At 59.0% G+C, this 11,065-nt stretch carries 13 protein-coding genes; 5 read left to right on the top strand and 8 right to left on the bottom strand.

The annotated features are described in order from the left end of the window. Positions 1–94 precede the first annotated feature (94 nt). Positions 95–457, bottom strand: a complete 363-nt coding sequence (locus tag ACH2ED_RS23610; RefSeq protein WP_395095209.1) for a hypothetical protein — start codon at positions 455–457, stop codon at positions 95–97. An 84-nt stretch (positions 458–541) separates the two neighbouring features. Then, a complete protein-coding gene (purH, locus tag ACH2ED_RS23615; protein ID WP_395095210.1) occupies positions 542–2,158 on the bottom strand; it encodes a bifunctional phosphoribosylaminoimidazolecarboxamide formyltransferase/IMP cyclohydrolase in 1,617 nt (538 codons plus the stop codon). 40 nt (positions 2,159–2,198) lie between these two features. On the opposite strand from purH, the gene ACH2ED_RS23620 reads away from it, so the two are divergent. Continuing rightward, positions 2,199–2,333, top strand: coding sequence for a hypothetical protein (locus ACH2ED_RS23620; RefSeq protein ID WP_395095211.1), 135 nt, complete (start codon positions 2,199–2,201; stop codon positions 2,331–2,333). Here ACH2ED_RS23620 and ACH2ED_RS23625 read toward each other — a convergent pair. The 3 genes from ACH2ED_RS23625 to ACH2ED_RS23635 all read right to left on the bottom strand — a co-directional run bounded on the left by ACH2ED_RS23625 (position 2,324) and on the right by ACH2ED_RS23635 (position 4,614). After that, positions 2,324–2,884, bottom strand: coding sequence for a hypothetical protein (locus ACH2ED_RS23625; RefSeq protein ID WP_395095212.1), 561 nt, complete (start codon positions 2,882–2,884; stop codon positions 2,324–2,326). The two genes, ACH2ED_RS23620 and ACH2ED_RS23625, sit on opposite strands and share 10 nt — an antisense overlap. Positions 2,885–3,062: 178 nt before the next feature. Then, on the bottom strand, positions 3,063–3,662 hold the full coding sequence (locus tag ACH2ED_RS23630) for a hypothetical protein (RefSeq protein ID WP_395095213.1): 600 nt from the start codon (positions 3,660–3,662) through the stop codon (positions 3,063–3,065). A gap of 154 nt (positions 3,663–3,816) precedes the next feature. Further along, the gene (locus tag ACH2ED_RS23635; protein ID WP_395095214.1) at positions 3,817–4,614 is read right to left on the bottom strand and encodes a helix-turn-helix domain-containing protein; all 798 of its coding nucleotides are present in this window, start codon (positions 4,612–4,614) and stop codon (positions 3,817–3,819) included. A 119-nt stretch (positions 4,615–4,733) separates the two neighbouring features. Here ACH2ED_RS23635 and ACH2ED_RS23640 point away from each other — a divergent pair, with 119 nt between their 5' ends. Genes ACH2ED_RS23640 through ACH2ED_RS23655 form a run of 4 tightly spaced genes read left to right on the top strand, consistent with a single transcriptional unit; the run spans position 4,734 to position 8,521 of the window. Continuing rightward, positions 4,734–5,015, top strand: coding sequence for a hypothetical protein (locus ACH2ED_RS23640; RefSeq protein WP_309689219.1), 282 nt, complete (start codon positions 4,734–4,736; stop codon positions 5,013–5,015). After that, positions 5,005–5,835, top strand: coding sequence for a phytanoyl-CoA dioxygenase family protein (locus ACH2ED_RS23645; RefSeq protein WP_395095215.1), 831 nt, complete (start codon positions 5,005–5,007; stop codon positions 5,833–5,835). The genes ACH2ED_RS23640 and ACH2ED_RS23645 overlap by 11 nt, the downstream gene beginning before the upstream one ends. A gap of 40 nt (positions 5,836–5,875) precedes the next feature. Continuing rightward, a complete protein-coding gene (locus ACH2ED_RS23650; protein ID WP_395095216.1) occupies positions 5,876–7,234 on the top strand; it encodes a sulfatase in 1,359 nt (452 codons plus the stop codon). A 3-nt stretch (positions 7,235–7,237) separates the two neighbouring features. Then, complete coding sequence (locus ACH2ED_RS23655; RefSeq protein WP_395095217.1) at positions 7,238–8,521, top strand: cyanophycinase; 1,284 nt, start codon at positions 7,238–7,240, stop codon at positions 8,519–8,521. Between the two features lie 43 nt (positions 8,522–8,564). Here the strand turns inward: ACH2ED_RS23655 and ACH2ED_RS23660 are convergent, their stop codons facing one another. The 3 genes from ACH2ED_RS23660 to ACH2ED_RS23670 all read right to left on the bottom strand — a co-directional run. Continuing rightward, complete coding sequence (locus ACH2ED_RS23660; protein ID WP_395095218.1) at positions 8,565–9,371, bottom strand: M48 family metalloprotease; 807 nt, start codon at positions 9,369–9,371, stop codon at positions 8,565–8,567. A 5-nt stretch (positions 9,372–9,376) separates the two neighbouring features. After that, complete coding sequence (locus tag ACH2ED_RS23665) at positions 9,377–10,654, bottom strand: glycosyltransferase (protein ID WP_395095219.1); 1,278 nt, start codon at positions 10,652–10,654, stop codon at positions 9,377–9,379. Between the two features lie 138 nt (positions 10,655–10,792). Next, positions 10,793–11,065, bottom strand: a 273-nt coding sequence (locus ACH2ED_RS23670; RefSeq protein WP_395095220.1) for a hypothetical protein, incomplete at its 5' end; no start/stop codon positions are given.

Genomic DNA, 11,065 nt, shown 5'->3' on the forward strand with positions numbered 1-11,065 from the left:
CGGGATCTTCTCGGGTAAGTCTGTCAAATTCCTCTCGGTTCATTCTTGGCTGGGAGTATACTGTAAGATAGGCACTCAGGCAAGACCTGAGCAGTTACAATCCGATAACATAAGCGGGGAATTTCTCTGGATTTTTAGTAAATATACTACTTATCATGATTACTGCATTGTTTTGGTGGCGAGCAGGATCGGGATCAGCACTCGGCATTCTCATACCTGTAATGACATTAATCTCTAAATGGAGTTCTTTGCTTAGGTGTCTGGCAATATCTTGAGCCATCGAAACAGGAAAATCACCGATTGCAAAAAGGTAAATCGGAAGTTTATAGGGTGGTGTTAGATCTGGGGCTTGCCGGGCAGGAAGATTAGTAGTATTGAGGCGGCGAATTTCTCGTGGACGGGGAGTACAACCCAAAACAATGACGCAAAGGAGAGCTAAGAAACAACGGTACCACATAAACGTATTTTAGCCATAGTTCTCTCGAAAAGCAACGAAAGGAGAGCCTGAGCGTATTTAACGATTACCCTCAGGCCCCAAGAGCTAGTGCCGGAAGTGGCGCACACCGGTAAACACCAGAGCGATGTTGTACTGGTTGCACAGCGCGATTGTTTCGGAGTCTTTTACGGAGCCGCCGGGCTGGATGATGGCCGTGACTCCTGCCTTTGCCGCGACCTCGGGGCCATCGGGGAAGGGGAAGAAGGCATCGCTGGCGAGTACTGCGCCTTTGGCCAACTCACCGGCTTGCTCGACAGCGAGGCGCACGGAGCGGACACGGTTCATCTGTCCCGCCCCCACGCCACGGAGCGCACGGCCCTGAGTGATCACAATCGCGTTGCTCTTGGTGTGCTTCACGCAGCGCCAGGCAAAGAGGAGTTCTGATAATTCGTCGGCGGTGGGTTGGCGCTCAGACTTGACAGTGAGATCGTCGTCGGTGAGGGGCCTGAAGTCGCGGGTGGAGACCAGCATGCCACCCACCACTTGCTTGAGCAAATACCCCGCGCTGCCCGGCCCGGCGATCCCCGCCACTTGCAGCAGGCGCAGGTTCGCCCCCCACTTCTTACCGCCGACCACTTTCTTGATCGCCGCTTCGTCGTAGTCCGGCGCGACAATGCACTCTAAAAAGTTATTGAGCCCGATAATCTGCTCCGCGAGCGCGAGGTCGAATTTGCGATTGATCGCCAGAATCCCCCCAAACGCACTAATGGTATCTGCCTCACGAGCACGGACAAACGCCTCGGCGATGGTCTCGCCTTGGGCGCAGCCGCACGGGTTGGCGTGCTTGATAATCGCCGCCGTGGGGGCATCGGGGAACTCCTTGACTAGCTCCAGCGCACCGTCTAAATCGTAGAGATTGTTAAAGCTGACTTCCTTGCCCGAGTCATCGCGCCGGGTGGCGTTGCCGATGCAGGCTTCGGTTCCCCCCCCGCCCCCGCTCGCGGGGGGGCTTTTATAGAAGCCTGCCACTTGGTGCGGGTTCTCACCGTACCGTAGATCCTGGACTTTCTCAAAGCTCAAGCGCAGCGTTTTGGGCAGCACAACTCCCCCGCTTGCGGGGGCGGGGGGGGCAAACTGCTTCTCGAAGTAGCTGGCGATGAGGCTATCGTAGGCGGCGGTGTGGGCGTAGGCGCGTGCCATGAGCTTGCGCCGAAATGCCAGGCTGACGCCGTCGCCGTCGTTCTCGGTAAGCAACTGAGCGTAGTCTGCCGGGTCAACCACAATCGCAACACCCTGGTGGTTCTTGGCGGCGGAGCGCACCATCGCGGGGCCACCGATATCAATGTTCTCAATCGCGTCTTCGAGCGTCACGTCGGGGTTGGCGATGGTCTTGGCGAAGGGGTAGAGGTTCACCACAACCAAATCAATCGGCCCGATCCCGTGCTCCGCAATGGTCGCCAGATGCTCCGGCTTGTCCCGATCCGCGAGAATCCCGCCGTGGACATTGGGGTGCAGGGTCTTGACGCGCCCCTCCAGCATCTCGGGAAAGCCCGTCAGCTCGTCAATGGCACGTACGGCCAGTCCTGCGTCCTTGAGCGCTTTTGCCGTCCCGCCGGTAGAGACGAGCTCCACCCCACGCCCCGCCAGTGCCTGCGCCAGCTCCACGATTCCGGTCTTATCGGATACGGAGAGCAACGCCCGTTTAATCTTGATGTATTCCACGGGAACCATTGTACCGGATTGCCAGCGGGTAACCCGAATCGTGGATACGGACATCTCTACGGTCTCCGCCGCCGCAGACCGGGCACTCTTGGTTGAGGGCACCGCGCCCTACGGCATTCAGCCGGTCTTATCGGAGACGGAGAGCAGCGCCCGTTTAATCTTTTGCTACTTTTGATTTTGCCCAATGATTATAACTTGTTGTTGGTTTTGTGCGTTCTCTCTATCAATATTGTGAATAATACTTCTTTCCTTAGAAATGACATCCTTTTGTTGATCTTCAACAAAAGCTTGGAACTCTTTATATGAGTCAAACTCTTCTTTAAGTTTAGGCCATTCTCGCATTAATAATGCAGAACGTAAAGTTCGGATCAATTCTCTTTCCCATATACCCCATACTTCATCAGCAATATATTTTTTCTTCCATAAATAATACTCTTCTGAACATAAATTCAAGTATTTCAAAACAGAAACTGTAATCTCTCTACTTTCTCTCGGGAGACTTTTTGATGATAGCCTACAATCGAAAGCATCTTCAGGGAAATTATTCATTACTGATTCGTATCTCTCTGCATATTTCATAAATATTTCAGCATTCATTTGCCTTTCATGAATCTCAGTGCTTTTTTCTATAGTTTTTCTTGTGAAATACACTCCTACTCCTGTAAAAACTGCTCCTGCTCCTGATATTATTAGGCCAATCATCGCGATTAATAAACTGTTTTCCATGCTAATCTCCTACTTTTCGTTATGATACAGGTTTATACCTTAAGTGACCTCGTTTTAGGGAGGCTGATCTCGGCGCGGATGGGGCGCGTGGCGGTTTTGTTGTAGGCCCATAGATTCGGATGGCCCGGAGGGACTTTGTGGCGGAACGCCCGTAGACGCTCCCCTCCAACGGGGGCGGTCAGGAGCGCACGATCTCCATGAGGCAACCTAGGATTTTCTCGATGCGATCCAGGTAGTAGAGCGGCTGATCCACCCAGACCGTGCTCCCTTCCAGCCGTAGGAAGCGCCACTGGTCGCCGGTGGTGACGGTGCCATAGAGAACGCTGCGGGGCGTGCCCTCGCGCTCATTGAAGATTCGAGCGGCGACCATCTCGGCGATGCACTGTCCGTAGCCGCCTGCGATGTCTTCACGTTTGGCCTCAACAACGGCCAGCACGGGAGCGCGGAGCAATAGAGGATCGGGGCCTTGCACGATGAGATAGTCGCAAAAACCGCTGAGACCTTGGGCGGGGTCAACGGTGAACTCAGGGCCGGAGAGCACAGCGACTTGGTGGTTAGTCTGCCGCCAGAGATCCATCAAGATCGGCATGATCAGCAGCTCCGAGCGGCCTTTCTCGGTACGAAGATCCAGTGCGTAACCCGAGAGCTCGTCAAGCTGCGTGCGGAGTGTTGGGCTGGGAGCAACATCCGGCGTTGTGGCAAAGAGACTGCGGTCACGCGCGAGCTGCAACCCAAAGCGCTCCAGCGCTGTGTCGAGGCGGAACTCACTATAGGCCATGCGGGTATTGTACCGTGAGGGGCTAGGACTTGATAAAATCCAGTGCCGATGAAAAAGCTTCTGGATAATGTCCCGATTTTGCGACCCTTGCCCCCTACTGCAAGCCGGGGGAGCACCTCTACTGCATGAGTAGCAATCTTCTGGCGCATGGCATCTACGAGTCGGAGTGGGTTCGAAGCGCACGCGGCGATGCCCCCAACGCGCTTCGGATGGTTTTGTTGAACAGATGCAAGTCCGGAATCCCGACAGCGATGGCGACGGATTTTATGGGGAGCGTGGACTCTTTGAGTAAGTGCTCGGCGCGCTCGATGCGGCGCTGACGAAGATAGCCAATCGCGCTGGTTCCCACTTGTTGCTGAAAAAGTCGCCCGAGATAGCCGTACGAAACGCCTGCTTCACGGGCGAGCTGGGCGATACTGAGCGGCTCGCCGAGGCGCTGCTCAATGCGCTCGATGGTCGCGGCAACGGCGGGATGGCCGGCGGTATTGGTGCGCGGTGTCGGGCGCTCGGTGAGCTGGCAAAGAATCTCCCACAAGCGCGCTTGCCGTCGCCAGCGCGGCAAGTGTGGCGCGAGCGCCACTTCCTCGAACTGGGTGTAGAGCACTGGGAAGCGTGCCCCCAGGTCCTGCATCAGTGGAATTGTCCCCGTGCTGGTGCCTGGCGGAAGGCGGAAGTGCGCGTAGAGATGCGGCGATGGCCCCTCGTAGCGGTAGAGCACCGGCTGGTTAGGCGGGGTCAGTCCCACAAAGCCAGGACGGATCGGAAAGACCTGCCCGGCTAGCTCCAAAGTGGCACGGTAGCGGTAGAAGTGCAGCGACCAGAGCGTGGGAAGCTGGAAGCGATCCGTGCTCTGTCCTCCGTGCAGCCCCGCCGACATCTGTACCAGCACCGGCGGCTCCGCCAGGCAGATCGGCCACTCGGCAGCTTGCCAGTTATCGCCTCCCGTGTTCATAACGATTTTTTACCACCAATTGACAACCTAGGCCATTGAAACACAGAATAAGAACAATTAAAATCAACCAATTCTGCTCCCATATTTATGGGAGTGATCTGGAGATCTGGAGGCTAACGATGTTACGGCAAAAACTGCTGGTGCTGTATTTGCACTATCCCGCACTGAATAGCGGGGTCTGCGCCTGGTCTATCTGGGACGGGACGGGCAAGGAGCACCACACCACGGGCGACAGCGACACGCCCCCCTACAACTCAGTGATCGAGGCGATGAAAGACGGCTGGCGCGTGATCCAGTTCCCCCAGCTCAACCCGGCCTACCCCGGCATGGAGCTGACAACCTCGTACCTACGCTTTGAGTACATTTTAGAGAAGCTGGAGGATATCAGCAATGGCAGTTAGTAAAGAGCATCTGCTCACAACGATTCAACTGGCAAACTTCGCCGCCGACGGTCTGTTGGTCTTCCCAGAGCTCATTCCCGACGAAGTGAATCAAGCGGCAATGCAGGAGATTGATAACAAAGCAATCCCGATTGGCTACGAGAAATCGGGCCAGGAGCTCTCCCATATCTGGAAAGAGAGTAAGGGCTTCGGAGCGCTTTTTCGTCTGCCACAAGTGGAGGGGATTATCCGCAGCCTCGTCGGCCCCGCACCACTCTACGACCACCACGCGTTCCATAAAGTGGGGCCGCGCCACGAAGAGGGGCAGATCTGGCACGCCGATAATATCATTGACCCGCGCCAGCACTTTGATATCCAGTTGTTTTATTTCCCCCACGACACGCCGCGCGAGATGGGCGGGACGATGTTTCTGCCCGGCAGCCACCTGCGTCGCATCCATGAGACCGATATCGGGCGCTACCAGAACTTCCGGGGTCAGCTCCCGATGGTCTGTAAGGCGGGGACAATCGCGGTGGGGCATCATGGGATCTGGCACTGCGCGCAGCCCAACCACACGGAGAGCATGCGCTACATGTTCAAGCTACGCCTCAACCCAACAGTTCGCCAGCGCCAGCTCTGGAACACCGACGATCTCAACGACCCGCAGGTGCCGGGGATTCTGAACCGCAATCATCGCTGGTACGGCAACGACGATCGGCTGGAGATCACTCAGCGCATCAAGTTCTGGCGCTTCCTACTCGACGACGACAAGTGGGACGCCCATTACTGGCTCACCCGCGTCGAGAACAAGCCCGAGCGCCCCGCGCCGTTCTTCACGTAAAAGCTGACTTGCTGGAGCGCGAGCAGGTAAAATGCCAAGCATGGACGCGCGCCCCAGTATTCTTTTTATCATTGCCGATGATGCCTCGTGGTGCCACTTTAGAGCCTACGGCGAAAAAGCGGTACAGACCCCGCACTTTGATAGTGTTGCTCGTGAAGGGGCGCTCTTTCAGCACGCCTACTGCGCTTCGCCGTCTTGTACGCCCTCGCGGGGGGCGATTCTCACTGGGCAGCATATCTGGCGGCTGGGTGAGGGCGGCAACCTCTGGTCCTTCTGGCCCAACACTGCCCCGATCTATACAGACTTGCTGGCAACAACAGGCTATAAAATCGGACTCACCGGCAAGGGCTGGAGCCCTGGCGACTTCACGAAATACGGGCGCAAGGACAACCCCGCTGGGCCGCCGTTCGCCAATTTTGACGCCTTTCTTGCCACACTGCCCCCCGATACGCCGTTTTGCTTCTGGTTTGGCAGCCAGAACCCGCACCGGACGTACAAAAAAGGCAGTGGCCTGGCACGTGGCAAGAAACTCGAAAGCGTGACGGTTCCCCCGTTTCTTCCCGACACGCCTGAGGTGCGCTCAGACTTGCTGGACTACCTGAGTGAGATCGAGGATTTTGATGCGGAGCTTGGGCGACTGCTGGCCGCTCTGGAGCGCACCGGGCGGGCACAGAACACGCTAGTCGTGGTCACCAGCGACAATGGCTTCCCGTTTCCGCACGGCAAGACCAACCTCTACGACGCCGGAACGCGCATGCCACTGGCGATGCGCTGGCCGGGGCATATCAAGCCGGGAACAGTGAGCGATGCGCTTGTCAGCCACACCGACTTTGCCCCGACGTTTCTGGAAGCTGCGGGCATCAAGATCCCGGATACTGTCACCGGTCAGAGCCTTCTGTCGCTACTTACCTCCCCCCAGCCCCTTCCGGCTTCGCGAAGGGGGAGTAATCGGGATGTGGTTTATTTCGGGCGGGAGCGGCACTTTGTTAAGGCACGCATGGGCAATGCTGGCTACCCGGTGCGAGCGGTTCGCACAAGAGATTTCCTCTACATCCACAACCTCGCCCCCGACCGCTGGCCCGCAGGTGACCCGCCGCTCTTCTCTGACATTGACCAGGCAGACTCGATCAATGGCTCCCCGAGCAAGCAAGCCGTGGTCGAGGGATCGGATCGCCGATTTGCCGCCTGGGCCACGGAGAAACGCCCCGCTGAGGAGCTCTACGACCTCAAGGCCGACCCGCACCAGCTCACCAATGTGACAGCAGACCCGAAGCACGCAAAGATGCTCGCGCGCCTGCGCACCCAGCTCGATGAGACACTCCGCAAGACCGGCGACCCGCGCGTCTCGGGTAAAGACGACTTCGACCGCTACCCGAGCTCTTCAGGGCCTAGAAAGTAAATCATGCGATACGAAAAATCCACTTTTGCCGAGGGAATCCCCGGCGCTCTTGTTCTCTGTGGCCCCGGCCCCGCCGCACCCGAGGCATTTTTGACCTTCACACGCCTGGCAAAGCCACTGGAGGAAAAGTTTGTCGCCGTGAAAGACAAAGCCCCCGACCCGCGCGAGCTTGCGGAGGCCACCGGAGTCTGGTGGGAGTTTCGTGAGCCGCCCAAGGGGAGAGCACTTGACGCACTCAAAGCTGCCCAAGCCCGTGGCGCGACACTGGGGGGTAACTTTGCCTTCACCCAGACGGCCTTCAAAGACGGCCTCCTCCCCGACGCCAACGCCGCGATCCGCTACGAGCTTCCCGAGGGCGCGACGATTGCGATTATTGGGCGGGAGATTCAGCTTTTAGGTGCCGTGCCCGTGACGATCCGGCTCGCCGCCACACGATTTGCCCCTGAGGAGCGCATCACGCTTGGGGGCCGCAAGCGCCTCGCGGATCTCACGGCTCTGCGCCGCTGGAGCCGTCAGCGCACCGAACCGAGCTTTCCGCCTGCAAAGCTCGCTACGCCCAGTGTGCCATCGGGGACTCTGGTGATTATTGGGGGCGGCGGGATGCCACAGGGGCTCACGCAGCGCTTTGTGGAGCTGGCAGGCGGCCCCGAGAAAGCCATTATCGCCGTGATTCCCATCTCAATGCCCGACCCGCTTCCCCCCAAAGACAGTATGGCCGAGGCCTTGCGCCGTGCCGGAGCCAAAGAAGTCGTCGAGATCACGGGCCGCACCCCCGAGGCCGTGGACAAGCCCGAGGTGCTAGAGCTGCTCAAGCGCGCCACCGGCGTCTGGTTTGGTGGCGGGCGGCAGTGGCGCTTCATAGATGCCTACGAAAACACCAAGGCCGCCAAGCTCCTGCACGAGGTCTTAAAGCGCGGCGGCGTTATCGGCGGCAGTAGCGCGGGTGCGTCCATTCAGGGCGAGTACATGGCCCGTGGCAACCCTCTCGGCCCCGAGGAGATCATCGCCCCCGGCTACGAGCGCGGCATGGGCTTTCTGCCCGGCATGGCCATTGACCAGCACTTCACCCAGCGAAACCGCTTCAAGGACATGGAGCTACTGATCAAAACCTACCCGCAGCTACTCGGCGTCGGCCTAGATGAAGCCACGGCGCTGATTGTCAAAGGCTCCATCGCCGAGATTACCGGTCGCACCCGCGTCAACTTCTACGACGCGGGCAAACCCGGCCCGGAGTCCGTCGCCAGCGGCAAGAAATACGACTTAGCAGCTCGGAAAATTATCGAGTAGAACGGCAGGCATGGGGCGTGAAGTCCAAGCTCGCTTGTAGCGGCTACGGCTCCAGGCCGGTGGGAATGCCGCTTGAGAACTCTTGCTCGATAGCGGCTTGAATATGCGCAATGCGGTTCTCCGGGTTGGGGTGCGTACTAAAGAACTCGGGTTGACGCCCACCACCCGCCTCTTGCAGTGTCTTCATCACGCCAATCATTGCACGGGGGTCGTAGCCCGCTTGCGCGAGAAAGCGCACTCCTAGCTTATCGGCCTCTAGCTCGTCGTTGCGCCCGAACTTCATACTAATCGTGGAGGCGACCAACTGAGCCATCTGGCCCGTTGCCATGCTACGTCCCGGGTTGTTAGGATCGTAGCTCGCCACACCGGCCGCGCCGACCAGGCCCTGCGTGAGCTGCTGCTTGGCAAGCTGCTGTGCTCCGTGCCGCGCGACCACATGCCCCATCTCATGCCCCAGCACGCCTGCCAGCTCGCCCTCCGTGTGGAGTTTCCGCAGCAGCGCCTCGGTGATAAAGACCTGGCCACCGGGGAGCGCAAAGGCGTTGATGGTCTTTCGATCCGCCAGTAAATGAAACTGGAACCTGTAGGCCGTCTGCTTAATCGCCCGGCTCAGGAGTCGCTCCCCGACTTGCTGTACCTTGGCAACCGCGCTGGCATCGTGGCTCTCCCCGCCGTACTGTGCCGCAATCTGTGGTGCTGACTGCAACCCGACCGCAATCTCCTGGTCGGTGGTCATGGCAAGATGCTGAACTTTGCCAGTGAACTCATTGTTGGTACGGTTGCCCAGATAGCTTACCATCGTGAAAATCACAATGATAAACGCGATCATTAGTTGCGGAGAGCGTCTCATAGTGTCTATTTTACCAGAGAGCCCACAAGCCGTTCGATAGCCTCACAGGCACGGGCGACACCGTCTTCTTGCTGGAGCTGCTCCCCAGCCACTTGGCAACGCGCTTGCAGTGTGGTGTCGGTGAGCAACGGCGCGAGTGCGGCGGTAAGCGTGCGCGCGTTGCACCGATCCCGATAAACAGTCTTTCCCAGCCCGGCGCGGGTGACACGGGCGGCGTGATCGGGCTGGTCGTGGGCGAAGGGCACAATAACCTGCGGCTTGCCCGCCCGAAGCGCCTGCCCCGTGGTGCCCACTCCGCCCTGGTGCACCGTGGCCGCGCCCCGGGGCATGAGCAGTGAGTGCGGTGCATACGCCACAGCCAGAATACTTGCGGGCAGGTTCGGCGGCACGGGCTGGTCGCGCCCCGTGAGCAAGACAGCACGGCGACCTAGCTGCTGCGCGGCTTTCACGGCCTCAACAAAGAAATCTCCCGCCGTCATCACGGCAGACGAGCCCAGGGTAAAGACAATCGGCGGCTCACCTGAGTCCAGAAACGCCTCCAGCTCGGCAGAAAGCGCCTCGGTCTGGCCGTCCAGCGAGTCGTAGAAAGCGAAGCCCGTCTGCACGGTATTTTGGGGCCAGTCCGGCTGCGCCGCCGCCAGCGCTGAGGAGAAGAGCGCCAGCGTCCCAAGCGGCGAGAACTGCCCCTCGATCAAGGGATTTCTTGGATCAGGCGGCAAGCCCAGCTCGGCACGCAGCGCGTCCACGGGTCGAGCCCACGGACGGGTCAGACGCCAGCCCTGCTGGAAGGCAAAGCGCACCAGAAACTTAGGGAGCCTTGGGAAGCCCTGCCAGCGCGGCAGCGGCGGCAGGATGCAGGGATCGCTCACGGAGAAGAAGACAATGGGCTGGAGCACCACGGAGAGAAACGGCAGCCCGGTCTTTTGTGAGAGCAATGGCCCCGGAAAGACAATCGTGTGATTGAGAAGCAAGTCCGCGCCCTCACACGCCGCCGCGAGATCGGCGTAGGTAGTGTGCAAGACCGGCAGGAGCCAGTCCTGAATCACGGCGCGGGTGCCGTCCTGGGCGTCCATAACTTTGGTCGCCAGCGCACTAGCCTCCTCCGGCACGGGCGCATCGGGGCGCAGGGGTGCAAATCGCAAGCCCGCTGCCACCACTTTGGCCGCATAGACCGGACAAGTCGCCAGAGTCACGGTATGCCCGTGCGCCTGGAGACCACGGCCAATCGCCAGAAACGGATGCAAGTCGCCAAAAGAGCCGAGGGTTGCCAGCGTGATGCGCATGAGATGAAGTGTACCTCCCGCCCTCTCGTCAGCGCTCAGAGGGCTTTCCCCATTGCGTAGCCGCCGCTCGATACTACTTAGGAAACGAACATCAGAAATTTGGTTGCACCCCGCAACCCGCATGGATACTCAGACAGGTTATGTTGCGGCTTTTTCTGCACTTTTAGTGGTCGCGGGTGCTTCGTATCCGAACTCGCGCTTGAGTAGCTCTGCCCCTCGTTTTCGCATGGCTTCGGAGTCCCAGGGTGTGACTTTGATGGTTCCGGCTTCGATGCCGTCGCACATGGCTTGTAGCTCATCGAGTGCCTCCAGTGGAGAAATTCCTCGCGATGTCGCAAAGCGAATCAGCCGGGCTTCTGTCTCTGGTTTCTCAATTGTCAGTGTCATGTTCTTACGTCCCTGTTTCCCCTC

The sequence above is a fragment of the Armatimonas sp. genome (genome assembly GCF_043757465.1).
Lineage (GTDB): Bacteria > Armatimonadota > Armatimonadia > Armatimonadales > Armatimonadaceae > Armatimonas.

Coding starts and splice junctions, on each gene's coding strand:
- ACH2ED_RS23665 (WP_395095219.1), bottom strand. CDS start 10,654: ATGCGCATCACGCTGGCAACCCTCGGCTCTTTTGGCGACTTGCATCCG.
- ACH2ED_RS23645 (WP_395095215.1), top strand. CDS start 5,005: ATGGCAGTTAGTAAAGAGCATCTGCTCACAACGATTCAACTGGCAAAC.
- ACH2ED_RS23650 (WP_395095216.1), top strand. CDS start 5,876: ATGGACGCGCGCCCCAGTATTCTTTTTATCATTGCCGATGATGCCTCG.
- ACH2ED_RS23635 (WP_395095214.1), bottom strand. CDS start 4,614: ATGAACACGGGAGGCGATAACTGGCAAGCTGCCGAGTGGCCGATCTGC.
- ACH2ED_RS23640 (WP_309689219.1), top strand. CDS start 4,734: ATGTTACGGCAAAAACTGCTGGTGCTGTATTTGCACTATCCCGCACTG.
- ACH2ED_RS23630 (WP_395095213.1), bottom strand. CDS start 3,662: ATGGCCTATAGTGAGTTCCGCCTCGACACAGCGCTGGAGCGCTTTGGG.
- ACH2ED_RS23655 (WP_395095217.1), top strand. CDS start 7,238: ATGCGATACGAAAAATCCACTTTTGCCGAGGGAATCCCCGGCGCTCTT.
- ACH2ED_RS23625 (WP_395095212.1), bottom strand. CDS start 2,884: ATGGAAAACAGTTTATTAATCGCGATGATTGGCCTAATAATATCAGGA.
- ACH2ED_RS23610 (WP_395095209.1), bottom strand. CDS start 457: ATGTGGTACCGTTGTTTCTTAGCTCTCCTTTGCGTCATTGTTTTGGGT.
- ACH2ED_RS23660 (WP_395095218.1), bottom strand. CDS start 9,371: ATGAGACGCTCTCCGCAACTAATGATCGCGTTTATCATTGTGATTTTC.